Origin of the sequence: Intrasporangium oryzae NRRL B-24470 (assembly GCF_000576595.1) — a bacterium.
In the GTDB taxonomy this organism is placed as follows: domain Bacteria; phylum Actinomycetota; class Actinomycetes; order Actinomycetales; family Dermatophilaceae; genus Intrasporangium_C; species Intrasporangium_C oryzae.
The window spans coordinates 1-25290 of sequence record NZ_AWSA01000034.1; the positions used below are offsets into that span (position 1 = coordinate 1).

A 25290-nucleotide genomic window follows, 5' to 3' on the forward strand; every position below is an offset into this window, starting at 1 on the left:
CACGGTGCGCCCGGCGATCGTCGTCGCGGCTCGCTGCGGCACCCAGGCGACGGCCCGGGCGAGGTCGCGGGAGGGCCACGCGGCGGGTGCGCCGGCGTCCGTGGGCGTGAGGGCGGGGGCCAGCTCGACGGATCCCTCAGCCGGCGCGACGAGCCCGCCGACCGCGGTCATGAGCGACGACTTGCCCGCGCCGCTCGGACCGACGAGGGCGACCGTCTCGCCTGCGCAGAGGTCGAGGTCGGCTCCGGTCACGGCGGTCGTCGTCCGGGACTCGCTCCCGAGCCGACGGCTGCGGTGCCGGACGCTGACGCCGCGCGCCGAGACCGCCCTGACCCCCACGGGCACGAGGGACGCGGTGCCGCCGGGGGCGGGCGGCAGGTCGAGGTCCAGCGGGGTCGGGTCCGGGGCGCCGGGCACCCAGATGCCTTGGGCGGCAAGGGATTCCCCGTGCGTCGCGAGGATCTCGGCGGGCGCACCGTCTGCGACGACACCCCCGGCCGCGTCGAGGACGACGAGCCGGTCGACGAGGTCGAGCCACCCGTCGAGCCGGTGCTCGACGACGACGAGGGTGAGGTCGCGACGGCGAGCCACCGCGTCGACCACGCCCCGCACGGTGGCCGCGGTGTCGGCGTCGAGCATCGCGGTCGGCTCGTCGAGGAGCAGCACGCCGGGCTCCATGACGAGGGCGCCGGCGAGGGCGAGCCGCTGCGACTCGCCGCCGCTCAGGGTCGAGGGTGCACTGGTGGGCGGGATCGCGAGGCCGACCTCGTCGAGGGCCGCGACGACCCGCTCGGGCATCTGCGAGCGCGGGACGGCGACGTTCTCGAGGCCGAACGCGACGTCCCGGCCGACCGTCGAGGCGACGACTCCCGCTCCCGGGTCCTGCAGGACGAGGCCGACCGAGCCCGGCGAGTGCTGGGGGTCCGCACCGTCGACCCGGACCGAGCCGGAGAGCTCGCCCGAGTCGGCGGTGAGGAGCAGCCCGGCGAGGGCGCGGAGCAGGGTCGACTTGCCGGACCCGCTCGGCCCGGCGAGGAGGACGCGCTCGCCCGGGCCGATGGTCAGGTCGAGACCGTCGAGGACGGGCCGGACCCTGCCGTAGGGGCGCCACGTGAGGCCCTCGACCTCGATCCGGGCCCCTCGGGCCGGGCGCGGGGGGAGGTGCCCCCCAGGCGAACCCGCCTGGGGAACCACCTCGACCCGGGGCCGGTCAGGCAACGGCCTGCCGCTCGCGGGCCTCCTGGCCCGGGGGGAAGGCCCCGAGGGCCCCGGCCTGGGCGAGCGCCGACGTCAGTCCGAGGGCGAGGAGCGAGCCGAAGACCGCCACCGAGCCGCCGAGGAGGAAGAGGTAGGCGATCTTGTAGCCCCAGCCCCAGTCGGTCCAGTACGAGTACCACTCGTAGACCGCCTCGAACGCCCCGCCGAGGAAGCCGCCGATGAGCAGCGGCGCCCAGCGGTACACGGCATACCCGAAGAGGGCGAAGCCGAGCTCGACGCCGAGGCCCTGCACCAGGCCCGAGACGAGCGTCGTCCAGCCCCACTGGGTGCCGATGAGGGCCGAGACGACCGCGGCGAGGACCTCGGTGAAGACGGCCGCCCCGGGCCGCCGGATGATGAGCATGCCGACGATGCCGGCGACGAGCCAGGGCCAGTTGAGCAGGGCCCCGAGCGGCGGGAACACTGCCGAGACGGCGTTCGAGGGCGCCGCATAGACCAGGCCCCAGGCCCAGTACGCGACGCCGAAGGCGACGCCGAGGAAGGCGCAGGTGAGCAGGTCGATCGTCCGCCAGCGCAGGAGCGGCGGGGTCGCGGTGATGGTGCGCCTCGGCGCGCGGGTGCGCGCGGACAGGTCGCTGGACGTGCCGTGTGACGTGGTGTTGGACATGGTGTGACTCCCGGGTCTCCGATGGGTGGATACCTCGGGGAGGTCACCCGGCGGCAGACGCGATGACGCGTGCCGATGGGTGACCTGAGAATTACCGACTTCCTTCGCCGGTGCTAACCGGAGCAGGTTCGAGGGTCTGCGGCCTCGCGGGCCACACTCTCAGCGCTAGGGCGCTCCCCTGTCGTGATGATTGGGTAAGGCGTGTTCAGTTGTGACGTGGTGACTTTACCCCGTCGGGCGTGACAGAGTCAGGGGGTCGGCCGATCGCTGGACGGAAGGGCGGAGGACACGTGGGAAACGCGACCTGGAGGCTGTTGAGCATCGGTTCGACCCTGGCCGCGACCAAGCTCGCCACGATGGCCGCGTCGAAGGGCTGGAAGGTCATGACGGGCCGACCCGTCCCCGTCAAGGGCGACTTCGAGCGTGAGCGGACCCGCGACGTCGTCGCCTATGCCGCGCTCTCGTCGATGCTCGTCGTCGGCGCCCGCGTCGCGGCCGAGCGCAAGGCCGCGGAGTACTACCGCCAGTCGACGGGCCACCTGCCGCGAGGGATCGCACGGGGCGACATCACGCTCACCGACGTGCACTCCTACCGCAAGCTGAGGCGCGCCCGGGCCAAGGCCTCGCGAGCCGTGAAGCACCTCAGCTCCTGAGTGCCGTCGGCACGTCCGTATGCCGCTCGGCCGGCGTCGCTGGCCCACGTGCGCGCCCGCTCGTGCGCGCCCGGACGGCCTTGTGCAGAGCGTCGACGGCAAGGACGGCCGGGATGGCACCGAGGGCGAGGGCCCAGCCGAGCGGTGAGGGCATCGAGCCCCCGAGGAGGTCGGCGAGGGCCGGCCAGACGAGGATGACGAGGAGGAAGGCGACCTCGGTCGCCACGGCGCCGAGGAGCAGGCGGTTGCCCCGGAGGGACCAGGCGCCCACCGGGCGGGACGCGCTGCGGCAGGCGAACGCATTCGCGAGCTGTCCCAGGACGACCGCGCTGAAGGCGGCGCCCGAGGCGAGAGCAAGGAGCGGCGCGCCCGGGACCTGACCGAAGGCCCAGCCGCCGTGGACGAGGACCCCGAGGAAGGCCGCCATCTCGATGACCGACTCGGCGGGGCCGAGCACGAGGAAGGCGCGGCGCACGACCCGGCCGTCGAGCAGTGGCCCGGTGCGAAGGGGCTCGGACATGACCCGCGGGCTGGCCGGCTCGGCGCCGAGGGCGAGGGCCGGCAGCAGGTCGGTGCCGATGTCGAGGGCGAGGATCTGGAGCACCGAGAGGGCGAGCGGGATCTTGCCCGCGGAGAGGGACCAGGCGAGGAAGGGCGTGAGCTCGGCGACGTTGTCCGTCAGGTGGTAGGTGAGGAAGCGGCGCACGTTGGACCAGGTGGCCCGGCCCAGCTCGATCGCGGCGACGATCGTCTCGAACCGGTCGTCGAGGAGGACCACGTCGGCCGCCTCGCGGGCGACGTCCGTCCCGGAGGCCCCCATCGCGACACCGATGTCGGCCTTGCGCAGCGCCGGACCGTCGTTGACCCCGTCCCCGGTCATCGCGACGACGTGGCCGCGAGCCTGGAGGGCGCCTGCGATCCGCAGCTTGTCCTCGGGGGTGGCCCGCGCGACGACGGTCCCGTCGACGTCGACGAGCTCACCGAGGGCGTCCTCGTCGGGCGGAAGGTCGGCGCCGGTCACCACGACCGCGCCGGGTGTGAGCAGCCCGACCTCACGGGCGATGGCGGCCGCCGTGCCCGGGTGGTCGCCGGTGATCATCATGACGCTGATCCCCGCGCGCCGGCAGGTCGCCACGGAGTCGGCGACACCGGCCCGCGGCGGGTCCTCGAGCGCGACGAGGCCCAGTAGCTCGAGGCCGTGCTCGAGGAGGTCCTGGCGGGTCGCCCTGTCGTCGGAGCCGAGGGCCTCGGCCTGCTCGCTGGCGAGGAGGCGGCGCCGGGCGACGGCGAGGACCCGCAGGCCCGTCGCGCTGAGCCGCTCCAGCTGCGCCTCGGCCTCGCCGGTGCCGTCGCAGGCGCGGAGGACCGAGTCCGGCGCCCCGAGCACGTGGAGCCAGCCGCCGGCCGAGGCCGCCGATCGTCGGAGCGCCGGGTCGAAGGGGTAGGCGCGGTCGATCCGCACGTCCGCCGACGAACCCGCGCCGACGCGGACCGCGAGGACGTGGATCGCCGCCTCCATCGGGTCTCCGCGCGCCCGCCAGCCCCCGTCGCGCTCGACCGCGCGTCCGTGGACGCACTCGACGGCCGAGGCGGCGGCGAGGCGCACGGCCTCGATCGTCTCGCGGTCGCCGGCGCACTCGGCGGCCGGCGCGTAGCCCTCGCCGGTGATCCGGGCCGTGCCGACCGGTGTCCAGACCTCGACGACGTTCATCTCGTTGCGCGTCAGCGTCCCGGTCTTGTCCGTGCAGATGAACGTCGTCGAGCCGAGCGTCTCGACCGACTCGAGCCGGCGCACGAGCGCGTGGCGCGAGGCCATCCGCTGGGCCGACCGCGCCAGCGACAGCGTCACGGTCGGCAGCAGCCCCTCCGGGACGAGCGCGACGGTCACCCCCACGGCGAAGAGGAACCCGAACGCGGGCGAGACCCCGAGCAGGAGCGAGACCCCGAACGCGACCACGCCCGTACCCACGGCCAGCACCGCGACGACGGTGACGATGTGATGGAGCTGCCGCGAGAGCGGGCTCGGCGGCCTGCGGGCGGCCCGGGTGAGCGCGGCGATCTCGGCGAGCCGCGTGCGGCCCCCGGTGGCGATGACGGTCCCCCTGCCGACGCCCTCGACGACGAACGTCCCGGCCCGGATGACCCCACCGCTCTCGGGCCGGGTCGTGACGCTCTCGCCCGTCAGCATCGACTCGTCGACCGCGACGGCGACCGCGCGGTCCAGCCGGAGGTCCGCGCTCACCCGGTCGCCGGCCTCGAGCAGGACCGTGTCGTCGACGACGAGCTCGTCCCCACCCACCTCGTGCACCTGGCCGTCGCGCACGACCCGGGCCCGGGGTGGCAGGAGGTCCGCGAGCCGGGCCCCGGCGCGCTCGGCGCGGTACTCCTGCGCGAACGCGAAGACCCCGTTGAGCACGACGACGACGGCGATCGCCACCGCGAGCTGCGGCATCCCCGCGACGTAGGCCAGGCCCGCCGCGATCCACAGGATCACCGCGAAGAAGTGGACCATCTGGCGGAGGAGCTGGACGAGCGGCGACGGTGGCCGGGATGCGGGCAGGACGTTGGGGCCGTCGCGGGCCAGCCGGTCGCTCACCTGCGCATCCGTCAGCCCGACGACGCGTTCCTCCGGGCGGTTCACGGGTGCGTCGGGCTCCATCGGTCACCTCCTCGGCCGGTGGGGTCGGGCGGGCCTCCCCTCTGGCCACGCTACGCGCGGCGCCGCGGCCGGGGGCGGGACCTTCGGCCCTACGCGACCGGGCCGCCCGCACCCGACCATTCAGACAGGCGAGCCACGTCGGCACAGCCGTGCCGGCGGCGCGCCAGAACAACCGGAGGAGTCATGACCAGCACCCCGACCACCACGCCGACCACGCCGAGCACTCCGTCGGGGACTGCGACCGGGCCGATGCCCGGGACGATGCCCGGCACGATGCCCGGGACCGGCGCTACGCCCGGTACGGCGAGCGGCGACGGCTCGGGGGCCGCGCCACTCGTCCTCGAGCTGCACGAGGGCGACCGGTCCATGGCCGACCTGCTCGGCGGGAAGGGCGCGGGGCTCGCCGAGATGACCAGGCTCGGGCTTCCGGTGCCGGCCGGATTCATCATCACGACCGAGGCGTGCCGTGCCTTCCTCACCGAGGGCGGGGACCCCGTCGGCCTCTGGGACCAGGTGGACCGGGCCCTGTCCGCTCTCGAGGAGCGGTCGGGGCTGCGGTTCGGGGACCCCGCCCGGCCCCTCCTCGTGTCGGTGCGGTCCGGCGCCCGCTTCTCCATGCCCGGGATGATGGAGACCGTCCTCAACGTCGGGATGACCGACGAGGTCGCGAGCGCGCTCACGGTCCACGGCGAGGCGCACTTCGCGTGGGACAGCTACCGCCGGCTCGCCCAGATGTACGGGCGCACGGTCCTCGGCATCGACGGCTCCCTCTTCGACGAGCAGCTCACGGCGATGCGGGCCTCGCTCGGGGTCGCGACCGATGCCGAGCTCGACGCCTACGCCCTCAAGCGCCTCACGTCCTCCTTCCGGCAGACGATCCGGGAGCACACCGACACCGACGTCCCGCAGGATCCCCGGGTCCAGCTCCGCGAGGCCGTCCGGGCCGTCTTCGCCTCGTGGAACGGCGAGCGGGCCCGCCTCTACCGCCGGCACGAGGGCATCGCCGACGACCTCGGGACCGCCGTCAACATCGTCCAGATGGTCTTCGGCAACCGTGACGACCGCTCGGGCAGCGGGGTCTGCTTCACGCGGGACCCGGTGACCGGGGCGACCGGCGCCTTCGGCGACTACCTTCCCGTCGCTCAGGGCGAGGACGTCGTGAGCGGGGTCCGCAGCCCGATGGACCTCGCCGAGCTCGGGCGGCGCGAGCCAGCGCTGCTCGAGGAGCTGCGCGGCCACCTGCGCACCCTGGAGACGCACTACCGCGACCTCTGCGACGTGGAGTTCACCGTCGAGCGGGGGCGGCTCTGGATCCTCCAGACCCGGCTCGGCAAGCGCAGCCCCGAGGCAGCCTTCCGGATCGCGGCGGCCCTCGTCGACGAGGGTGTCATCGACCTCGACGAGGCCCTGACCCGGGTGCACGGCGCGCAGCTGCAGACCCTGCTCCACCCGACGTTCACCGTCGACGAGAGCGTGCCACGGCTCGCCCACGGTCTCGGTGCGAGCCCCGGCGCGGCCGTGGGCCAGCTCGTCTTCGACGCGGCCACGGCGATGGAGTGGGCCGCGATGGGGCGCACCGTCGTCCTCGCCCGGCCGGAGACGAGCCCCGACGACTTCGGCGGGATGGTCGCCGCCAACGCCGTCATCACCTCCCGGGGCGGACTGACCTCGCACGCCGCGGTCGTGGCCCGCGGCCTGGGCCGCACCTGCGTCACCGGCGTCGAGGGTCTCTTCGTCGACCCCGTCGCGCGCACCGCCTCCTTCGGGCCGGACATCACCCTGCCCGAGGGCACCGTGATCTCGGTCGACGGGAGCTCCGGCGAGATCTTCGAGGGCCGGCGCGAGATCGAGCCGAGCGCGGTCGCCACGGCGATCCTCGACGGCTCCACGTGGAGCACCGACCCGGCGGTCAGCGCCGTCCTGCGCCTGCTCGCCCACGCCGACACCCGCCGCACGATCGAGGTCCATGCCAACGCCGAGATCCCCGAGGAGGCCCGCACGGCACGAAGGTACGGCGCCCAGGGCATCGGCCTCTGCCGGACCGAGCACATGCTCCTCGGCCCGCGCCGCGAGCTCGTCGAGAGGCTCGTCCTCGACGACGACCGGGCCGGCGCCCTCGCGGAGATCGAGGCCCTCGCCCTGCGTGAGCTGAGCGAGCTGCTCGAGGTCATGGACGGCCTGCCCGTCGTCGTGCGCCTGCTCGACCCGCCCCTGCACGAGTTCCTCCCCGACCTCGTCGATGTGTCGGTCCGCGCCGCCCTCGAGGTCGAGCGGGGAGAGCCCGATCCCGAGACGCAGCGCCGGCTGGCCGCCGTCCAGCGGTGGCACGAGACGAACCCGATGCTCGGCCTGCGGGGCGTCCGTCTCCTCACGGTGCTGCCGCAGATCGTCGACACCCAGGTCCGTGCCCTCGCGCTCGCCACGGCGCGCCTGCGCGCCCGCGGCAAGTCCGTCCTGCCCGAGCTGATGGTGCCGCTCGTCGCCGACGTCGCCGAGCTCGTCGCCGCCCGCGCGCGCATCGAACGGATCGTCGATGAGGTCGCGGAGGAGCAGGGCATCGCCCTCGCGATACCGGTCGGCGTCATGATCGAGCTTCCTCGTGCCGCGCTCACCGCCGCCGACCTGGCCGCCCACGCCGACTTCTTCTCCTTCGGCACGAACGACCTCACCCAGACGACCTGGGGCATCTCGCGCGACGACGCCGAGGCCAACTTCCTCGCGCCCTACCGCGAGGCGGGCATCCTCAAGACCAACCCCTTCGAGACGATCGACGAGACCGGGGTCGGGGCGCTCGTCCGGATGGCGACCGAGGCCGGCCGCGCGGCCAGGCCGGGTCTCGGGATCGGGGTCTGCGGCGAGCACGCCGGCGACCCCGACTCCGTCGAGTTCTTCGCCCGCGTCGGCGTCGACTACCTGTCGTGCTCGCCGCCACGGGTCCCGGTCGTCCGGCTCGAGGCCGGGCGCCAGGCCGTCCTCCTCGCCGGCACGGGGGCGACCTCGGACACCCGCTGAGCCCAGCGGCATACGGCCGGAGCGCAGCGACAGGAGCGGTCCCGAGCCCTCCAACGCGGACGAACCAGAGGAGGCAGTCATGGCGCAGCTGACGACCTCGGGACGGGCGCCCGTCCTCACCTTCCTCGGCGGCACGGGAACGGTGACGGGCAGCAAGTTCCTCGTGGACGGCGGTGGGGCCCGGCTCCTCGTCGACGCGGGCCTCTACCAGGGCGAGCGACGGTGGCGGCGGCTCAACTGGGAGCCGCCGCCCCTCGAGCCAGGCACGATCGACGCGGTCGCGCTCTCCCACGCCCACCTCGACCACTGCGGCTATCTGCCCGCGCTCGTCCGCGGGGGCTTCACCGGACCGGTCTTCGCCACCTCGGGCACCGCCCAGCTCGCCGCCATCGTCCTGCGCGACAGCGCCCACCTCCAGGAGGAGGAGGCGGTCAGCGCCCGGAGCGGCGGGTGGTCGCGCCACGACCCGCCGCTGCCGCTCTACACGGCTGAGGACGCCGAGCGCGCCATCGCCCTGTTCAGGGCCTGCGCCTACGGCGAGGAGATCGCCGTCGGGGAGGCGTCGGTGCGCTTCGCCCGCGCGGGCCACATCCTCGGCTCGGCGAGCACGCTCGTGCGCATCGGCGAGGCGAGCGCCCTCATCTCCGGCGACCTCGGCCGCTCGCGCCACCCGCTCCTGCTCAGCCGGGACCGGCCGCCCGCCGCCCGGACGGTCGTCATCGAGTCGACCTACGGTGACCGCCAGCACCCCGACGAGCCGGGCGACCACTCCCTCATGGCCGACGCGATCCGCCGGACGATCAAGCGGGGCGGGTCCGTCGTCATCCCGGCGTTCGCCGTGGACCGGACGGAGATCGTCCTGCTCGCCCTCGCCGACCTGCAGGAGCGGGGCGAGATCCCCGACGTGCCCGTGTACGTCGACAGCCCGATGGCCCTCGCGACCCTCGACGTCTACCGCGACCCCGTCCACGAGCAGGAGATCCAGGTCGGGGCCATCGAGCGGATCACCCGGATCGGCGACCTGCGCACGGCGCACACGGCGGAGGAGTCGATGCGGCTCAACAACCCCGGGCGTCCCTCGATCATCGTGTCGGCCTCGGGGATGGCGACGGGCGGCCGCGTCGTGCACCACCTCAAGCACCTCCTCCCCCAGGCCCGCAACACCGTCGTCCTCACCGGCTACCAGGCAGCGGGGACGCGCGGGCGGGCGCTGCAGGACGGCGAGCGCGAGATCAAGATCTCGGGTCGCTACGTCCGCGTCCGGGCGGAGATCGTCAGCGACGACTCGTTCTCCGTCCATGCCGACGCCGACGAGCTCGTCGCCTGGCTGGACGAGCTCCCCGAACCCCCGGAGAGCGTCTACGTCGTCCACGGGGAGCCCGACGCGGCCGAGGCGCTCGCGGCCCGGCTGCGGGCCGAGGCCGACTACCCCGTCGTCGTCCCCCGCCTGGGCGAGCGGGTCCTGCTCGACTGACAGCGCGTCGACGTCGTATGCCGCCGGGCCGGCTCGGGCGGGCCGGCCCGCGTGCGTTGGGTGAGGGCCGTTTCAGGGCTCGGGCGAGGCCTCGGGCCACGCCGGTGGCGGGTCCGGGCGGTGGGTCGCGGCATACACGGCGGCCTGGGTGCGCCGCTCCATCCCCATCTTGGCGAGGACGGACGAGACGTAGTTCTTCACCGTCTTCTCGGCCAGGCCGAGCTGCTCGCCGATGGCCCGGTTGGTCATGCCGTCCGCCACGAGGTCGAGGATGCGCCGCTCGGTCGGCGAGAGGGAGCGCAGGCGCGGGTCGGCGTCGTCCGGCGAGGACCACTGGGCTCGGAGGGCGCGTGCGTGCGGGTGGTCGCTGAGGTCGTCGCCGGCCGCGACCCGGCGCACGGCCGCGACGATCCCCTCGCCGGTCAGGTCCTTGAGCAGGTAGCCCGAGGCTCCTGCGAGGACGGACGCGACGAGCGCGCGCTCGTCGTCGTAGGAGGTGAGGATGAGCCCGCGGATCGAGGGGTCGACCGAGCGGACGTCACGGCACACGTCGATCCCGGAGCCGTCGGGGAGCCGGGCGTCGAGGACGGCGACGTCGGGTCGAAGGGCCGGGATGCGGCGCGTCGCCTCGAGCGCGGAGCCGGACTCGCCGACGACGACCATGTCGTCGGTCGTCTCGATGAGCTCGCGCAGCCCGCGCCGGACGATCTCGTGGTCGTCGAGCAGGAACACCCTGATGGTCATCGAGGGTCCGGCCCTGGGGCCTCGATGCGGGGCACGTGCCAGTGCAGCACCGTCCCGCCCCCCTCGGCGCGGGAGAGCTCGAGCGTCCCGCCGCGGTCGCGCGCGCGCGTCCTCAGGTTGAGCAGTCCGCTCCGGGCCGCGTCGGGCGGCATTCCGATGCCGTCATCGGTGACGACGATGTCGACCCCGGTGCCGAGCGAGACGATCGCGCTCGCTCGCGAGGCCCTGGCATGTCGGGCGACGTTGGCGAAGGCCTCACGCACGACCGCGACCGCGTCGGCCCGGAGGGCATCGGCCGCCGGGCCCGACGCCGGTTTGAGCGTGCCCTCCACGACGACCTCGGGCGTGAAGCCGAGGCTCGGGGCGTAGGACCGCGCCACGGTGTCGAGCGTCGCGAGCAGGCCCGGACCGGGGTCGACGTCGTGCAGCTCGAAGATCGCGTGGCGGATCTCCCGGATCGCGCTGTCGAGGTCGGTCACGGCCTGGTTGAGGCGGCTGCGGACCACCGGGTGCTGGGCGAGAGGCGCCGCAGACTGGAGCGAGAGCCCGGTCGCGAAGAGCCGCTGGACGACGTTGTCGTGCATGTCGCGCGCGATCCGGTCGCGCTCCTCGAGGAGGGCGACGCGCGCACGGTCCTCGTGAGCGCGCGCGGCGGTCAGGGCGACCCCTGCCTGGAGCGCGAACGAGGCCTGTGCCGGCAGGGCGTCCTGTGCAGTCAGGCCCTCACCCGGCTGCCACCCGCAGATCAGCAGCCCGACGGCGTGGGATCCCACGCCGAGCGGCACGATGGCGACGGGAGAGTGCTCATCGAGGCCGAGCAGCACCCGGGCCTCCACGGCGGGCAGTGCCCGCGGGTCGGTCCTCCCGCCGGGCACGTGGAGCACCGGCTGGGCAGACGTGAGGATGTCACGCCACCGGCTGCCTTCGAGCAGGGCCCCGACCGGGTCGTGCGGCTGCCCCCGTTCGCCCGCGCGGCTCACCGTGCGGACCTCGAGCCGGTTCGCCGCGTCGAGCAGGGCCACGCCGACGACCCGCGCACCGCTGCTCTCCCGGACGCGCAGGGCCATGAGGTCGAGGGAGGAGTCCCACCCCTCGGACTCGAGGAGCGACTGCACGAGCCGGCTCGTCGCCTCGGACCAGCGCTGCCGGGCCCGGCTCCGGTCGTAGAGGCGGGCATTGTCGATGGCGACGCCGGCTGCGGCCGACAGAGCCACGACGAGCGCCTCGTCCTCCTCGGTGAAGTCGTTGCCGTCGAGCTTCTCGGTGAGGTAGAGGTTGCCGAAGACCTTGTTGCGGATCAGGACCGGCGTCCCGAGGAAGGTCCGCATGACCGGGTGGTTCGGCGGGAATCCCCGCGACTCGGGGTGCGCGGTGAGGTCGTGCAGGCGGCTGGGCTTCGGGTCGCGGATGAGCAGGCCGAGGATCCCCTGCCCGCTCGGCAGCGGCCCGATGCGCTCGCGCACCTCCTTGGGGACGCCGTGGGTGTAGAAGGCCGACAGCTGTCCGTCGGGCCCGAGCACCCCGAGCGCGCCGTAGCGGGCTCCGACGAGCCCGCAGGCGGCCCGGACGATCCGGATGAGGACCTCCGAGACGTCGAGGTCGGCGCTGAACGGCACGACCGCCTCGAAGAGGGCCCGGACGTCGGCGCGCGTCGGGTCGAGCACTTCGCGGTCGAGGGCGGAGAAGTCGATCGGCGGCTCGAGCGCGCCCGCGTCGACCCATGCCGCGGAACCCGCGGGTGAGATCGAGCTCGAGCCGGGCTCCATACCCCCAATGTAGGCAGGGATGGCCGCCGATCGGGGCTTTCCACCGAATCGGGATGAGACACACGTCGGCGGCCCGCCCTCCACCGGGACCTTGGACCCTCCCGCGCGACGGGGGCCGGTGGTGTCCTGAAGGGGTCGCGGGATCGCCGCACACGCCCGGTGGCCAACCGGCCGGGACACCGCACCACACATCATGGAGGCGCACCATGCGAGCGCAAGTCGGAGACCGCATCATCCTGGCGGCGGAACACATCGACCAGCCGACGAGGGACGGCGAGGTTCTCGAGGTCCGAGGAGCCGACGGAGGACCCCCGTTCTTCGTCCGGTGGTCTGACGGCCACACCGGCCTCATCTACCCGGGTCCGGGCGCGATCCTCAAGATCGGGACGGCCGAGCACGAGGCACCAGCACCGCCCGCGGCCGCACCGGTGCCGACCGGCGTCCCGGTCACGGCAGGCACACCGGCCACGCCGCCGCCGGCCACGACCCACGCGACGGCACCCGGACACACCCGGGAGTGGAACATCCGCGTCACGATCTTCGAGTCGGGCGACGACACGAGTGCGACCGTCGTCCTGCTCGCCGACGCGCCGGAGCACCTGAGCGCACGGGGCACGAGCCACCGGTCGGCCGAGGACAACGCCGTGCCGGAGATCGGCGACGAGGTCGCCGTCGCTCGGGCCCTGCGCCACCTCGCGGACCAGCTCCTCCACGTGGCCGAGCAGGACATCGAGGACCTCACCGGAGAGGACGCCCACGTCCGGCCCGTCTGAGACGGGCAGGGCACGCGACCACACCGGGCGAGGCGACCGGGCCGGGCGGCATACGGCCACCCGGCCCGGTCGTCCTGCATCCGGTCAGGGCGCGCCGAGGTCGAGCGCTCGCACGATCGGCATGCCGGCACGGTAGGACAGGTGCAGGTGGCTCGGGCCGTCGATGACGGCGAGCTCGGCCGGCCGGCCGGGCGCGACGCGGCGGTCGAGCCCGAGCGAGCGCGCCGCGACGGCCGTGGCCGCGTGGAGCGCCTCGGCCGGGGTCAGGTGCATCTCGCCGACCGCGAGCGCGATGACGAAGGGCATCGACGACGAGTAGCACGTGCCCGGGTTGCAGTCGGAGGCGAGCGCCACGTCGACGCCCGCGTCGATGAGCTGTCGTGCGTGCGGGTAGGGCGACCGCGTCGAGAACTCGACGCCGGGCAGGAGGGTCGCGACCGTCGTCCCGCGCGCCGCGGCGAGCGCCTCGACGTCGGCATCGAGCAGGAAGGTGCAGTGGTCGACGCTCGCGGCACCGAGCTCGCAGGCCAGGCGCACCCCGGGGCCCGGGCCCAGCTGGTTGCCGTGGACCCGCAGCTGCAGGCCCGCGCGGCGTCCGGCCTCGAGGATGGCCCGCGCCTCGTCGCCATCGAACGCGTGGCCGGAGTGCGGCTCGCAGAAGACGTCGAGGTAGGCCGCGAGGTCGGCTCCGCCGCCCGCCACGACCGCGTCGAGCATCGGGCCGGTGACGAGGTCGACGTAGCCCGCGCGGTCGGCGGCATACTCCGGCGGCACGACGTGGGCGCCGAGGAAGGTCGTGTGGGGCGTGAACTCCCGGGCGATGCGCAGGGCCCGGAGCTCGTCCTCGACGGTCAGGCCGTACCCGGTCTTGATCTCGACGGTCGTCGTCCCCAGGGCGCGCATCTCCGCGATCCGTCCGGCGACGAGGGCGCGCAGCTCGTCGTCGCTCGCCGCGCGGGTGGCCGCGACGGAGACCGCGATGCCGCCACCGTCGTAGGGCGTCCCGGTCATCCGGGCGGCGAACTCGGCCGACCGGTCCCCGGCGAAGACGAGGTGCGTGTGGGAGTCGACGAAGCCGGGGATGACGGCACGGCCGCCCAGGTCGAGGACCCGGTCGGCGTCCGGGGCCTCGGCCGCCGCGCCGACCCACTCGATCGTCCCGTCGGTCACGACGACCGCTGCGTCTCGGACGATCCCGAGGAGGCGGTCGCCCGCCTCGCGGTGGGCGTGGGAGCGGACCGGGTCGTTGGTCGTCAGCTCGCTGATGCCGGTGATCAGGAGGCTCCCGTCATGACGCCTCCGGCTACGTCCCGGCGTCGCGGTCGGTGAGGTCATGACGTCGCCATGGGCAGGACGCGCTCGATCGAGCTGGCGAGGAGACGGCCGACGTCACCGATCCGGTGGTGGCCGTCGGTCACGACGAGCTGTCCGCCGACGACGACGTGGGAGACGTCCGAGGCAACGCACGAGTAGATGATCTGGTCGGGCGCCGAGCCGGCCGTGTTGACCGTGTCGGTGCGGATCGTGACGAAGTCGGCGAGGGCGCCCTTCGACAGGTGGCCGCCGTCGGACCAGCCGAGGGCCCGGTAGCCGTTGAAGGAGGCTGTGAGGAGCAGGTCGTGGGCGCTGAAGCGGTCGCGCTCGTTGGTGATGAGCCGCTCGTGCATCTCGACGCCGCGCAGCTCCTCGAAGGGGTCGATGACGACGTGCTGGTCGGAGCCGATCGACAGAGGTGAGCCGGCGTCGTGCAGGGCCCGCGCCGGACCGATGCCGTCGGCGAGGTCGCGCTCGGTCGTCGGGCAGAAGCAGGCGCCGGTGCCGGTGCCGCCGAGCAGCTCGATGTCGCGGTCGGTCAGGTGGGTCGCGTGGACGCTCGTCAGGTTGGCGCCCAGGGCACCCGCCTCGTCGAGCAGCTCGGTCGGCGTGCACCCGTAGTACATCTGGCAGGCGAGGTTCTCGCCGTGCTGCTCGGAGAGGTGGACGTGGAGCGGCATGTCGCCGGCGGCGAGGACGACCTTGGGCACGTCCTCGCGCCGGACGGCCCGCACCGAGTGGATCGCTGCGCCGAGGCGCACCCGGTCGGTCTCGTGGGGACGGGCCGCCATCCGCTCGGCCCAGGCGTCGACGCTGCCGTCGCTGAAGCGGAGCTGGCCGGGGTGGAGCTCGATGTGGCCGCCGCCGTTGAGCCCGCCCTCGAGGTAGCACGTGTCGAGGAGGGTGAGCCGGATGCCGGCCTCGTCCGCGGCGTGCCGCAGGGCGAGACCCATCGCGTTGGGGTCGCCGAACCGCTTGCCGCCCGGACGGTGGTGGACGTAGTGGAACTCCCCGACGACCGTGATCCCGGCGAGGACCATCTCGGAGAAGACGGCCCGCGCCAGCGCGAAGTACGTGTCGGGGTTGAGCTCGGCGGCGACGGCATACATCTGCTCGCGCCAGCTCCAGAAGTTGCCGCCCCCGCCGTTGACGCGTCCGCGCAGTGCGCGATGGAACGCGTGGCTGTGGGCGTTGGCCATGCCGGGAAGCGTGACGCCGGCGAGGCGCACGTCCTCCGGCTCGGGGTCGGCCCCGACGAGGACCTCCTTGAGCAGCCCCTCGGACGTGACGAGCCGCACGCGGCGGGCGAAGCCGCCGGTCAGCCAGGCACTCTCACACCAGTACGCGGTCATCGTCCATCACTCATCGGGGTCGTGGTCCTTCCGTTGCACAGCTCGGTGACGACAGCGGTCAGGGCGTCGACGCCCGCGTGGCAGTCCTCCGCGCGGGCCGACTCGGCCGGCGAGTGGGACACGCCGGTCGGGTTGCGCACGAAGAGCATGGCGGACGGGACCCCGTGCGTGGCGAGGATCCCGGCATCGTGCCCGGCGCCCGTCCCGAGGAGCGGGGCCCCCGGCAGTATGCCGCTCAGCCGGCTCACGAGCGACGGGTCGAACCGTGTCGTCGGGGTCCACGACTCCTCCGTCGTGCCCGCACCGAGCGCGGCCGCGTCGGCGCTGACGCCTGCCACCGTGGCGCGGACGGCGTCCTCGTCGGCGCCACGGGCATCGAGCCAGGCGGTCACGTGGCTCGGGATGGCGTTGACGCCGCCCGGCTCGACGAGCACCTTGCCCACGGTGGCGACGCAACCGAGCCCGGCGGCATACGACCTCGCCGACTGGACGACAGACGCGAGCCCGAGCATGGCGTCGTGGCGGTCCTCGAGACGGGTCGTGCCGGCGTGGTTGGCCTCACCGGGGATGTCGATGCGCCAGCGGCCGTGCGGCCAGATGTCGGTGCCGATCGCGACGGCCCGGGCCGGGTCGGTGAGGTCGTCGGAGCCGTCGGGGGCGAGCGCGAGCGCCTTGCCCTGCTCCACGTGGAGCTCGACGAAGCAGCCGACGCGGGAGAGCGTCTCGGGGTCGGGGCCCATCGTCGCCGGGTCGCGGCCGGCGGAGCGCCACGCCTGCGCCATCGACACGCCGTCGGCGTCGGTGAGCGAGCGGGCCCGGTCGGCCGTGAGCACGCCGGTGATGATCCTCGAGCCGGCACAGGCGACGCCGAACCGGGCGCCCTCCTCGTCGACGAAGTTCACGACGCCGAGGGGCACGTGCGGCGTGACGCCCGCGGCTCGGAGCGCGTCGACCGTCGCGAGGGCGCTGACGACGCCGAGCGGGCCGTCGAAGGCGCCGCCGTCGGGCACCGAGTCGAGGTGCGAGCCGATGACCACACCGGGCGTCGTGTCGGGGTCGCCCCACCAGGCCCACTGGTTGCCGGCCCGGTCCTCGACCACCTCGAGGTCACGTGCCGCGCACTCGCCGACGAACCACTCACGCAGGTCGTGGTCGGTGCGGGTCCACGCGTGACGCCGGTAACCGCCCGTCTGCCCGGACCGCCCGATCGGCTCGAGGTCCGACCACATCCGGTCGAAGCTGCGTCCCACTGACGTCACCACTCTCCAAAACTAGGCTGCTTGCATGACCGACAAGCGCAACGACCCCGAACGGTTTGCCGAGGGTGCCGCCGAGGACGCCGCCGAGCCGGCCCACGAGGCCCGTGACGAGCCGACGACCCCCGCGATCGAGGCCGTCCGGGCCGCCGGCATCGAGCACACCGTGACCCGGCACGGCCGGGTCGGGAGCCTCGCCGAGGCCGCAGCGATCCGCGGCATCGAGCCGCGCGACCTCATCAAGACCCTCGTCGTGCGCCGCACCGAGGACGACCACGTGTTCGTGCTCGTCCCCGGCGACCGGACCTTCTCGTGGGCCAAGGTGCGCGCCCTGCTCGGGACCAACCGGATCTCGATGCCCGACGCCGAGGCGGCCCTGGCCGTGACCGGGTACGAACGAGGCACGATCACCCCGTTCGGCTCGCGCACCGCCCTGCCCGTCATCGCCGACAGCCATCTCGTCGGACGCCGCATCTCGATCGGCGGCGGCGCGCACGGCGTCGGCCTGACGGTGGCCGGTGACGACGTCATCCGCCTCTTCGACGCGACCGTGGCCGACATCTCCGACGAGGAGACCCGCCCGGCCCCCTGACCGCACCCGCCGGTTCGATGTGTTCCGCGGTCGCCGGTGACCGCGGAACACATCGAACCGGCGGGACGGCATACGGGCTCAGGACTCCTGCATCGGGATCCGGACGCCCCGCTCGTGCGCGACCCGGTCGGCGATGTCGTAGCCGGCGTCGACGTGCCGGATGACACCCATGCCCGGGTCGTTCGTGAGCACGCGGGCGAGCTTCTGGGCCGCGAGGGGCGTGCCGTCGGCGAGCGAGACCTGCCCGGCGTGGAGGCTGCGGCCGATGCCGACGCCGCCGCCGTGGTGGATCGACACCCACGACGCGCCGGAGGCGGTGTTGACAAGAGCGTTGAGCAGCGGCCAGTCGGCGATCGCGTCGGAGCCGTCGGCCATGGCCTCGGTCTCGCGGTACGGCGAGGCCACGGAGCCCGAGTCGAGGTGGTCGCGGCCGATGACGATCGGCGCGGAGATCTCCCCCGAGGCGACCATGTCGTTGAACTTCAGGCCGGCCTTGTCGCGCTCGCCGTAGCCGAGCCAGCAGATGCGGGCGGGAAGGCCCTGGAAGGCGATCCGGTCCTGGGCGCCACGGATCCACTTGTGGAGGCGGTCGTTGTCGGGGAAGAGGTCGAGCACGGCCCGGTCGGTCGCGGCGATGTCCTTCGGGTCGCCCGAGAGCGCGGCCCAGCGGAACGGGCCCTTCCCCTCGCAGAAGAGCGGACGGATGTAGGCCGGCACGAACCCGGGGAACTCGAACGCCCGCTCGTAGCCACCGAGACGGGCCTCGTCGCGGATCGAGTTGCCGTAGTCGAAGACCTCGGCGCCGCCGTCCTGGAACTCGACCATGGCCTGGACGTGCCGGGCCATCGACTCGCGGGCCCGGTCGGTGAACTCCTCGGGCTTCTTCTCGGCCAGCTCGTGCCAGTCCTCGAGCGCTACGCCGATCGGAAGGTAGGACAGCGGGTCGTGGGCCGAGGTCTGGTCGGTGACGATGTCGATCGGGACCCCGCGGCGGAGCAGCTCGGGGAAGACCTCGGCGGCGTTGCCGACGACGCCGACGGACCAGCCGCGGCGCTCCTCCTTGGCCCGGACGGCCTTGTCGATGGCGTCGTCGAGGTTGTCGGCGACCTCGTCGAGGTAGCGGTGCTCGACGCGGCGATGGAGGCGGGCCGGGTCGACGTCGACGATGAGGCAGGCACCGTCGTTCATCGTCACGGCGAGCGGCTGGGCGCCGCCCATGCCGCCGCAGCCGCCCGTCAGGGTGAGCGTCCCGGCCAGCGTGCCGTTGAAACGCTTCTCGGCGACGGCGGCGAACGTCTCGTAGGTGCCCTGGACGATGCCCTGGGTGCCGATGTAGATCCACGAGCCGGCCGTCATCTGGCCGTACATCGTCAGGCCGAGGTGCTCGAGGCGGCGGAACTCCGGCCACGTCGCCCAGTCGCCGACGAGGTTGGAGTTGGCGATGAGGACGCGGGGGGCCCACTCGTGCGTCTGGAAGACGCCCACGGGGCGGCCGCTCTGCACGAGCATCGTCTCGTCCTGCTTGAGCGTCGTCAGGGTGCGGACCATCGCGTCGAACGACTTCCAGTCGCGGGCCGCCCGCCCGGTGCCGCCGTAGACGACGAGGTCGTCGGGTCGCTCGGCGTTCTCGGGGTCGAGGTTGTTCATGAGCATGCGCAGCGGGGCCTCGGTGGCCCAGGACTGTGCGGTGAGCTGGGTGCCGCGCGGGGCGCGGACGGGACGTGCACCTTCCATGTCACTCTCCTTCGAGCGATTGAGTTCGTATGCCGCTGGGCGGGCTTCTCGTGCCACCTCGCCCCGCTCCTCCCGCCCTCCCCCTCCACCCCCGGTTCGATGTATTGCCGCGCGCCCTGGCCCGCGCTGATACATCGAATCGGGGTGGTGGTGGGTGGGTTGGGGGTTGATCAGTTGAGGGGGCCGGTGACGGATTCGGCTGCCGCGAGCGCCCGGCCGGACCGGACCAGCTCGACGGCGTGCTCGATCTCGGGGGCGAGGAACCGGTCGGTCCCGGCGCCGGGCACGGTCTCGCGCAGGGCGGCGATGACCGCGGCCGTCGCCGGTGCCGGCTCGAGCGGGGCCCGCAGCTCGATGCCGCGGGCCGCCGTCAGCAGCTCGATGGCGAGGACGCGGGTGAGGCCGTCGACGGACCGGCGGAGCTTGCGCGCCCCGGACCAGCCCATCGAGACGTGGTCCTCCTGCATCGCCGAGCTCGGGATCGAGTCGACGCTGGCCGGGACGGCGAGGCGCTTCATCTCGGAGACGATCGCGGCCTGGGTGTACTGGGCGATCATGTGGCCGCTGTCGACACCGGGGTCGTCGGCGAGGAACGCGGGCAGGCCGTGGTTGCGGGCCGTGTCGAGGAACCGGTCGGTCCGGCGCTCGGCCATCGAGGCGACGTCGGCGGCGACGATCGCGAGGAAGTCGAGGACGTAGGCGACCGGAGCACCGTGGAAGTTGCCGTTGGACTCGACCCGACCGTCGGGCGTGACGACCGGGTTGTCTACGGCGGACGCGAGCTCCCAGCCGGCGACGCGCGCGGCGTGGTCGACTGTGTCGCGGGCACCGCCGGCGACCTGCGGGGCGCACCGGAGCGAGTAGGCGTCCTGGACCCGGGTGCAGTCGTCGGTCAGGTGCGAGGCCCGGATCGGCGAGCCGGCCATGACGGCCGTGATGTTGGCGGCCGAGGCGGCCTGGCCGGGCTGGGGGCGCAGCGCGTGCAGGTCGGGCGCGAACACACTGTCGGAGCCGAGCAGGCCCTCGACGCTCATCGCCGCGGTGACGTCGGCGACCTTGAGCAGGGCGCGCAGGTCGGTGATGGCGAGGGCGAGCATGCCGAGCATGCCGTCCGTGCCGTTGATGAGGGCGAGGCCCTCCTTCTCGCGCAGGGCGACCGGCTCGATCCCGTTGTCGCGCAGGGCTGTCGCCGCGTCGGTGAGGGTGCCGTCGGCGAGGCGGACCGGCCCCTCGCCCATGACCGCGAGAGCGCAGTGCGAGAGCGGGGCGAGGTCGCCGGAGCAGCCGAGCGAGCCGTACTCGTGCACGACCGGGGTGATCCCGGCACTCAGCACGGCGGCATACGCCCGGGCCGTCTCGAGGCGCACGCCGGTGCGGCCGGTCGCGAGGGTCGAGAGGCGCAGGAGCATGAGGGCCCGGACGACCTCGCGCTCCACCTCGGGGCCGCTGCCCGCGGCGTGGGAGCGCACGAGCGAGCGCTGGAGCTGGGCGCGCAGGTCGGTCGGGATGTGGCGCGTCGCGAGGGCACCGAACCCGGTGGAGACGCCGTAGTGCGGGACCGTGTCGTCGGCGAGGTCCTCGACGACCTTGCGACTGCGGGCGATCTCGGCCTCGGCGTCGGCGGACAGGACGACGGGTGCGTCGTGGCGGGCGACGGCGACGACGTCCTCGATGGAGAGGGGGCCGCGGCCGACGGTGACGGTGGATCGGGTCATGACTCAATGGAAAGCCCTCCGACCCCCTGCGCGAACCCCGTGGAGAGGAGTAACGTCTCAGATGCGAGACATTCGAGCGGGCCTGTCGGCACGCGCTCCGCACCCCTACCATCGAGACAGACGAAGGCGTCCCACCGGACGCCGCCGGAAGGACAGGACCATGTCGAACGCGCCGGCTGCCGCCCACGCCCTCGACGTGCTCGAGCACCTGTCCCGGCGCGCCGAACCCGTTCCGGCGGCGTCCATCGCGCGTGACCTCGGCCTGCCGCGCTCGTCGGTCTACCACCTGCTCAAGGTCCTCCACGGCCGCGGTTACGTGACCCACTACGTCGAGGAGCGGCGTTTCGGCCTCGGGTCCGCGGCCTACGAGCTCGGGTCGGCCTACCAGCGGCAGGCGCCGCTCGCCCGGATCGCGCGGGCCCCGATGCGCCGGCTCGTCGACCAGTGCGGGCGCAACGCGCACTTCGCGACGCTCGACGGCCGCGACGTCATCTACCTCCTCGAGGAGCGGGCGGCCGGCCAGCCGACTCTCGTCACCGATGTCGGCGTCCGCCTCCCGGCGCACCTGACGGCGAGCGGGGTGGCCATGCTCTCGGCCCTGCCCGCGACCCAGGTGCGCGCGCTCTACCCCGACCGCTCCGCGTTCGTGCAGCGCCACGGCACGGGGCCCAGGTCGCTCGCCGAGCTGCGCAGCATCCTCGCCCGGACCCGGGCCGACGGGCACGCCCGCGAGGACGGCACGATCACCCCCGAGCTCTCCTCGATCGCCGTGCCGGTCTCCGACCGGGCCGGGCGCCCCCTCGCCGCGATCGCCGTGACGTTACGCTCCGAGGACGCGTCACCCGAGCACGTCGCCGAGCTCGTCGAGCGGACCCGGGCGACGGCCGCCGACATCGCCCGCCGCCTGAGCCCGACCCGCTGACCCGGCCCCCACCACCTCCCGATTCGATGTATTGCCGCGCGCCCTGGGCCGCGGTGATACATCGAATCGGGGGTGGGCCCGGCGCCCGCCTAGGGTGGGAGCCATGCGCGCCATCACGATCCCGGAGCCCGGCGATGCCGACGCCCTCGTCCTCGCCGACGTCCCCGCCCCGGTGGCTGGGCCGGGCCAGGTCCTCATCGACGTCGTCGCCGCCGGCGTCAACCGCGCCGACCTCATGCAGCGCATGGGCTTCTACCCGCCGCCAACCGGCGCGAGCGAGCTGCCGGGCCTCGAGGTGAGCGGCCGGATCGCCGCCCTCGGCGACGGCGTCGACGGCTGGAAGGTCGGCGACGAGGTGTGCGCCCTGCTCGACGGAGGCGGCTACGCAGAGCAGGCCGTCGCCCCGGCGACCCAGCTGCTGCCGATCCCGTGGGGCGTCTCGCTCGAGGACGCGGCCGGCCTGCCGGAGGTCGCGTGCACGGTCTGGTCCAACGTCTTCATGACCGCCAACATCCAGCCCGGCCAGTACCTCCTCGTCCACGGCGGCAGCTCGGGCATCGGCACGATGGCGATCCAGCTCGGCAAGGCCGTCGGCGCGCACGTCGCGGTCACCGCCGGCAGCCAGGCCAAGCTCGACGTCTGCCGCGAGCTCGGCGCCGAGATCCTCGTCAACTACACCGAGGAGGACTTCGTCGAGCAGGTCCGGGCCCAGTCCAACGGGCACGGCGCCGACGTCATCCTCGACAACATGGGCGCCACGTACCTCGCCCGCAACGTCGACGCCCTCGCGACGGCCGGACGGCTCGTCACGATCGGCCTCATGGGCGGGCGCCGCGCCGAGCTCGACCTCGGCACGCTCCTCGCGAAGCGGGCCGCCGTCATCGCGACCTCCCTGCGCGCTCGGCCGGCCACCGAGAAGGCGGCGATCGTCGCTGCGGTCCGCGAGCACGTCTGGCCGCTCATCGAGTCAGGCGACGTTCGGCCGGTGATCCACTCGCTCTACCCGCTCGCCGAGGCCAGCGCGGCGCACCGCGAGATGGAGGCGTCCACCCACATCGGCAAGATCCTCCTGACGACCTGACCGGCGCCGCCGTGTCGCCGCGCGGTCCGACCCGTGGTCGCCGCGGTCCGAGCGATGGAGCGAAACCCGCTGAGCGGCATACGTCCTGCCGGAGGTCAGGGAGGGAGGAAAGGCGCGTGTCCGACTCGCCCGGTGACGGCGACCCGCGACCGGCGTACCGTCGCGAGATGGACCACTTCGCTGGGAAGCGGCCCCCGGAGATGGGCGGAGGTTGAGAGGTGTTCATCCAGGTCATCCAGGGCAGGTGCAACGACGCGGATCGGCTCCACAGCCAGATGGACATGTGGCGGGAGCAGCTCGAGCCCGGGGCTGAGGGGTTCCTCGGCGGGACGTACGGACTGACCGACGACAACGAGTTCATCGGCGTCGTCCGCTTCGACTCGCACGAGTCGGCCGAGCGCAACTCGCAGCGTCCCGAGCAGGGACGGTGGTGGGCCGACACGGAGCAGTGCTTCGACGGCGAGGTGACCTTCCACGACTGCGACGACGTCACCCTCATGTTCGAGGGCGGCTCCGACGACGCCCAGTTCGTCCAGGTCATCCAGGGCCGGCTGCGTGACCCGGCGAAGTTCCACGACTTCATGAGCCAGCCCATGGACATGCTGCACAAGGCGCGGCCGGACATCATCGGCGGCACGGTCGCCATCGACGAGAACGGGTTCTTCACCCAGACCGTCGCCTTCCGCACCGAGGCCGAGGCCCGCGAGCGCGAGCAGCAGGAGGTGCCTGAGGAGATGCGCGGCCAGATGGACGAGATGACCATGATGATGGAGGACGTGAGCTACCACGACCTCCACCACCCGTGGTTCGCCACGGCCGGCATGCGCTGAAGCGCCCGGCGCTGACGGACAGGACCGTGGCGCGTCGACCCGTGGTCGACGCGCCACGTCGCGTCCGGACCAAGGCCGGCAGCGCGCGCCAGGGCGCTGACCTCTTGCCGGCCGGCCGGCATACCGGGTATACCTGTTCCTGACAGCAGGAATACCGAGTATCCAGGGGGATCGGATGTCCGTGAAACAGGGCCTGCTCGCTCTGCTGGCGGAGGAGCCGATGTACGGCGCCCGCCTGCGCAGCGAGTTCGAGGCACGCACCGGAGGAACGTGGCCGCTCAACGTCGGGCAGGTCTACACGACCATCGCCCGGCTCGAGCGCGACGGGCTCGTCGAGCCCGTCGGCGGCGCCGACGACGAGGGCCGGATCGCCTACCGGCTCACCCCGGCCGGCCGCGACGCGATCGCGTCGTGGTGGCTCACCCCCGTCGACCGCGACGCGACCCCGCGCGACGAGCTCGTCATCAAGCTCGCGCTTGCCGTCACCTCGCCGGGGGTCGACGTCCAGCGCGTCGTCCAGACGCAGCGGACCGCGACCCTCCGGCACCTGCGCGACCTGACCCGGCTCAAGAGCCGCGCCGGCGACGAGCCCGACGCCCACGACCTCGCCTGGCTGCTCATCCTCGAGAACCTCCTCTTCGCCGCCGAGGCCGAGGTCCGCTGGCTCGACCACGTCGAGTCCACCCTGAGTCGTATGCCGCTCAGCTCCCTCCGCCGGTCCGCGACCCCCCGCGAGGGCACCGACGCCGAGACGGCCGACTCCGAGGCGAGGAGCACCCCCAAGGGGGCCCGGGCATGACCGCCACCTCCGCACCCGTTCTGGTCCTCGACGACGTCTCACGGGTTCACGGCTCCGGCGAGACCGAAGTCGTGGCGCTGAGCCACGCCTCGCTCACGGTCGCCCGCGGCGAGCTCGTCGCCGTCATGGGTCCGTCCGGCTCGGGCAAGTCGAGCCTGCTCAACCTCGCCGGGGGCCTCGACCGCGCCACGAGCGGCCGGGTCGCCGTCGAGGGGGTCGACGTCGCCTCGCTCGACCCGAAGGGGCTGGCCGCCCTGCGCCGCCGGTCGATCGGCTTCGTGTTCCAGGACCTCAACCTCATCCCGAGCCTCACCGCGGCCGAGAACATCGGGCTCCCCCTCGAGCTCGACGGATGGACCGTGCGGCGGGCCCGGTCACAGGCCCTCGACGCCCTCGACCGGCTTCGCCTGCGCGAGCTCGCCGACCGCTACCCCGACCAGATGTCGGGTGGCCAGCAGCAACGCGTCGCCATCGCCCGGGCCCTCGTCGGTGAGCGCTCGCTCGTCCTCGCCGACGAGCCGACCGGCGCCCTCGACTCGCACACCGGCGAAGGGGTGCTCAAGCTGCTGCGCCAGCGGTGCGACGCGGGCGCCGCCGGTCTGCTCGTCACACACGAGGCCCGGCACGCGGCCTGGGCGGACCGTGTCGTCTTCCTCCGGGACGGGGTCATCGTCGACGAGACGGGCGCACCCGACAACGCCGACTCCCTTCTGGTGCAGGCTCCCTGAC

Annotated in this window: 20 protein-coding genes and 1 riboswitch; of the genes, 10 read left to right on the forward strand and 10 right to left on the reverse strand. The window is 73.6% G+C overall.

Translation table 11 applies throughout. From position 1 onward, the window contains the following. Both N865_RS14785 and N865_RS14790 read right to left on the reverse strand, forming a co-directional pair. Window positions 1–1218, reverse strand: a 1218-nt coding sequence (locus N865_RS14785) for an ATP-binding cassette domain-containing protein (protein ID WP_245603780.1), incomplete at its 3' end; no start/stop codon positions are given. Beyond that, window positions 1211–1885 (reverse strand): ECF transporter S component, encoded by a 675-nt coding sequence (locus N865_RS14790; protein WP_084328263.1) that lies wholly within the window; start codon window positions 1883–1885, stop codon window positions 1211–1213. The genes N865_RS14790 and N865_RS14785, both read right to left, overlap by 8 nt. Before the next feature lie 82 nt (window positions 1886–1967). Beyond that, window positions 1968–2075: riboswitch (TPP riboswitch) on the reverse strand. Window positions 2076–2175: 100 nt separating this feature from the next. On the opposite strand from N865_RS14790, the gene N865_RS14795 reads away from it, so the two are divergent. After that, window positions 2176–2538 (forward strand): DUF4235 domain-containing protein, encoded by a 363-nt coding sequence (locus N865_RS14795; RefSeq protein ID WP_245603781.1) that lies wholly within the window; start codon window positions 2176–2178, stop codon window positions 2536–2538. Here the strand turns inward: N865_RS14795 and N865_RS14800 are convergent. Next, window positions 2528–5197 (reverse strand): cation-translocating P-type ATPase, encoded by a 2670-nt coding sequence (locus N865_RS14800; protein ID WP_051510640.1) that lies wholly within the window; start codon window positions 5195–5197, stop codon window positions 2528–2530. The two genes, N865_RS14795 and N865_RS14800, sit on opposite strands and share 11 nt — an antisense overlap. Window positions 5198–5380: 183 nt before the next feature. Between N865_RS14800 and ppdK the strand changes: the two genes are divergently transcribed. Together ppdK and N865_RS14810 are read left to right on the forward strand one after the other, a co-directional pair. After that, entirely contained in the window at window positions 5381–8209 is a 2829-nt protein-coding gene (ppdK, locus tag N865_RS14805; RefSeq protein ID WP_281173503.1) for a pyruvate, phosphate dikinase, read from the forward strand. Window positions 8210–8288: 79 nt separating this feature from the next. Beyond that, window positions 8289–9683: an MBL fold metallo-hydrolase RNA specificity domain-containing protein gene (locus N865_RS14810; protein ID WP_051510643.1), complete on the forward strand. Its 1395-nt coding sequence runs from the start codon at window positions 8289–8291 to the stop codon at window positions 9681–9683. A 72-nt stretch (window positions 9684–9755) separates the two neighbouring features. Here N865_RS14810 and N865_RS14815 read toward each other — a convergent pair whose 3' ends face one another. Both N865_RS14815 and N865_RS14820 read right to left on the reverse strand, forming a co-directional pair. Continuing rightward, on the reverse strand, window positions 9756–10427 hold the full coding sequence (locus N865_RS14815) for a response regulator (protein ID WP_051510644.1): 672 nt from the start codon (window positions 10425–10427) through the stop codon (window positions 9756–9758). Next, window positions 10424–12193 carry a GAF domain-containing sensor histidine kinase gene (locus N865_RS14820; RefSeq protein ID WP_051510647.1) on the reverse strand — a complete coding sequence of 590 codons (1770 nt, stop codon included), beginning with the start codon at window positions 12191–12193 and terminating at the stop codon, window positions 10424–10426. Before N865_RS14820 ends, N865_RS14815 begins: the two co-directional genes overlap by 4 nt. Window positions 12194–12399: 206 nt before the next feature. Between N865_RS14820 and N865_RS23845 the strand changes: the two genes are divergently transcribed. After that, the gene (locus N865_RS23845) at window positions 12400–12966 is read left to right on the forward strand and encodes a dsRBD fold-containing protein (RefSeq protein WP_034807516.1); all 567 of its coding nucleotides are present in this window, start codon (window positions 12400–12402) and stop codon (window positions 12964–12966) included. A gap of 84 nt (window positions 12967–13050) precedes the next feature. Here the strand turns inward: N865_RS23845 and hutI are convergent, their stop codons facing one another. From hutI to N865_RS14840, 3 genes are read right to left on the reverse strand one after another with little or no spacing between them, the layout of a single operon-like run. Further along, the gene (hutI, locus tag N865_RS14830; protein WP_051510650.1) at window positions 13051–14301 is read right to left on the reverse strand and encodes an imidazolonepropionase; all 1251 of its coding nucleotides are present in this window, start codon (window positions 14299–14301) and stop codon (window positions 13051–13053) included. Next, window positions 14298–15632, reverse strand: a complete 1335-nt coding sequence (locus tag N865_RS14835) for a formimidoylglutamate deiminase (protein WP_034807518.1) — start codon at window positions 15630–15632, stop codon at window positions 14298–14300. Before N865_RS14835 ends, hutI begins: the two co-directional genes overlap by 4 nt. Beyond that, complete coding sequence (locus tag N865_RS14840; RefSeq protein WP_034807586.1) at window positions 15629–16861, reverse strand: allantoate amidohydrolase; 1233 nt, start codon at window positions 16859–16861, stop codon at window positions 15629–15631. Before N865_RS14840 ends, N865_RS14835 begins: the two co-directional genes overlap by 4 nt. A 55-nt stretch (window positions 16862–16916) precedes the next feature. On the opposite strand from N865_RS14840, the gene N865_RS14845 reads away from it, so the two are divergent. After that, on the forward strand, window positions 16917–17480 hold the full coding sequence (locus N865_RS14845) for an aminoacyl-tRNA deacylase (protein WP_084328266.1): 564 nt from the start codon (window positions 16917–16919) through the stop codon (window positions 17478–17480). Window positions 17481–17558: 78 nt separating this feature from the next. Here the strand turns inward: N865_RS14845 and hutU are convergent, their stop codons facing one another. Then, window positions 17559–19214, reverse strand: coding sequence for a urocanate hydratase (hutU, locus tag N865_RS14850; protein ID WP_034807519.1), 1656 nt, complete (start codon window positions 19212–19214; stop codon window positions 17559–17561). A 170-nt stretch (window positions 19215–19384) separates the two neighbouring features. Further along, window positions 19385–20929, reverse strand: a complete 1545-nt coding sequence (gene hutH, locus N865_RS14855; RefSeq protein ID WP_034807520.1) for a histidine ammonia-lyase — start codon at window positions 20927–20929, stop codon at window positions 19385–19387. A gap of 160 nt (window positions 20930–21089) precedes the next feature. Here hutH and N865_RS14860 point away from each other — a divergent pair, with 160 nt between their 5' ends. The 5 genes from N865_RS14860 to N865_RS14880 all read left to right on the forward strand — a co-directional run bounded on the left by N865_RS14860 (window position 21090) and on the right by N865_RS14880 (window position 25289). After that, window positions 21090–21851 carry an IclR family transcriptional regulator gene (locus N865_RS14860; protein ID WP_034807522.1) on the forward strand — a complete coding sequence of 254 codons (762 nt, stop codon included), beginning with the start codon at window positions 21090–21092 and terminating at the stop codon, window positions 21849–21851. A gap of 103 nt (window positions 21852–21954) precedes the next feature. Beyond that, a complete protein-coding gene (locus N865_RS14865; protein ID WP_034807524.1) occupies window positions 21955–22932 on the forward strand; it encodes an NAD(P)H-quinone oxidoreductase in 978 nt (325 codons plus the stop codon). 218 nt (window positions 22933–23150) lie between these two features. Then, on the forward strand, window positions 23151–23762 hold the full coding sequence (locus N865_RS14870; RefSeq protein WP_034807526.1) for a hypothetical protein: 612 nt from the start codon (window positions 23151–23153) through the stop codon (window positions 23760–23762). A 175-nt stretch (window positions 23763–23937) separates the two neighbouring features. Then, window positions 23938–24561 (forward strand): PadR family transcriptional regulator, encoded by a 624-nt coding sequence (locus tag N865_RS14875; RefSeq protein ID WP_034807527.1) that lies wholly within the window; start codon window positions 23938–23940, stop codon window positions 24559–24561. Further along, complete coding sequence (locus tag N865_RS14880) at window positions 24558–25289, forward strand: ABC transporter ATP-binding protein (RefSeq protein ID WP_034807529.1); 732 nt, start codon at window positions 24558–24560, stop codon at window positions 25287–25289. The genes N865_RS14875 and N865_RS14880 overlap by 4 nt, the downstream gene beginning before the upstream one ends. Window position 25290: the final 1 nt, after the last annotated feature.

Coding starts and splice junctions, on each gene's coding strand:
- N865_RS14790 (WP_084328263.1), bottom strand. CDS start 1,885: ATGTCCAACACCACGTCACACGGCACGTCCAGCGACCTGTCCGCGCGC.
- N865_RS14800 (WP_051510640.1), bottom strand. CDS start 5,197: ATGGAGCCCGACGCACCCGTGAACCGCCCGGAGGAACGCGTCGTCGGG.
- ppdK (WP_281173503.1), top strand. CDS start 5,381: ATGACCAGCACCCCGACCACCACGCCGACCACGCCGAGCACTCCGTCG.
- N865_RS14810 (WP_051510643.1), top strand. CDS start 8,289: ATGGCGCAGCTGACGACCTCGGGACGGGCGCCCGTCCTCACCTTCCTC.
- N865_RS14815 (WP_051510644.1), bottom strand. CDS start 10,427: ATGACCATCAGGGTGTTCCTGCTCGACGACCACGAGATCGTCCGGCGC.
- N865_RS14820 (WP_051510647.1), bottom strand. CDS start 12,193: ATGGAGCCCGGCTCGAGCTCGATCTCACCCGCGGGTTCCGCGGCATGG.
- N865_RS23845 (WP_034807516.1), top strand. CDS start 12,400: ATGCGAGCGCAAGTCGGAGACCGCATCATCCTGGCGGCGGAACACATC.
- hutI (WP_051510650.1), bottom strand. CDS start 14,301: ATGACCTCACCGACCGCGACGCCGGGACGTAGCCGGAGGCGTCATGAC.
- N865_RS14835 (WP_034807518.1), bottom strand. CDS start 15,632: ATGACCGCGTACTGGTGTGAGAGTGCCTGGCTGACCGGCGGCTTCGCC.
- N865_RS14840 (WP_034807586.1), bottom strand. CDS start 16,861: ATGTGGTCGGACCTCGAGCCGATCGGGCGGTCCGGGCAGACGGGCGGT.
- N865_RS14845 (WP_084328266.1), top strand. CDS start 16,917: ATGACCGACAAGCGCAACGACCCCGAACGGTTTGCCGAGGGTGCCGCC.
- hutU (WP_034807519.1), bottom strand. CDS start 19,214: ATGGAAGGTGCACGTCCCGTCCGCGCCCCGCGCGGCACCCAGCTCACC.
- hutH (WP_034807520.1), bottom strand. CDS start 20,929: ATGACCCGATCCACCGTCACCGTCGGCCGCGGCCCCCTCTCCATCGAG.
- N865_RS14860 (WP_034807522.1), top strand. CDS start 21,090: ATGTCGAACGCGCCGGCTGCCGCCCACGCCCTCGACGTGCTCGAGCAC.
- N865_RS14865 (WP_034807524.1), top strand. CDS start 21,955: ATGCGCGCCATCACGATCCCGGAGCCCGGCGATGCCGACGCCCTCGTC.
- N865_RS14875 (WP_034807527.1), top strand. CDS start 23,938: ATGTCCGTGAAACAGGGCCTGCTCGCTCTGCTGGCGGAGGAGCCGATG.
- N865_RS14880 (WP_034807529.1), top strand. CDS start 24,558: ATGACCGCCACCTCCGCACCCGTTCTGGTCCTCGACGACGTCTCACGG.